The organism is Paenibacillus sp. F024, assembly GCF_057814255.1.
The window spans coordinates 1-280 of record NZ_JBVASZ010000172.1; the positions used below are offsets into that span (position 1 = coordinate 1).

General features: G+C 51.4%; 1 protein-coding gene. It reads right to left on the reverse strand.

The annotated features are described in order from the left end of the window. On the reverse strand, positions 1-280 hold a 280-nt coding region (locus tag ACZYR9_RS27840), incomplete at both ends, for an rRNA adenine N-6-methyltransferase family protein (RefSeq protein WP_488981524.1).

A 280-nucleotide genomic window follows, 5' to 3' on the forward strand; every position in this document is an offset into this window, starting at 1 on the left:
GGGAGGGTTCGATGCCTGATGCTTGTAGAATGGCTTCCAGGCTGCTCTTCGTTTCCTTGGTGAAATATTTCGCGGCCAGATTGTAATATATCGTTTTGCGCCGCTGCACGAAGCTGGCTTGCACCACTTCAAAGAAAAATTCCTCATCATCCACATCGACCGGCGGCGTCTCCCTCACCTTCAACCGAATGACGGCGGAATCTACATTCGGCTGCGGGATAAAAACAGTGCGCGGGACGTTGGCTATGACTTCGGGGATACAGTAATACTGAACCGCAAT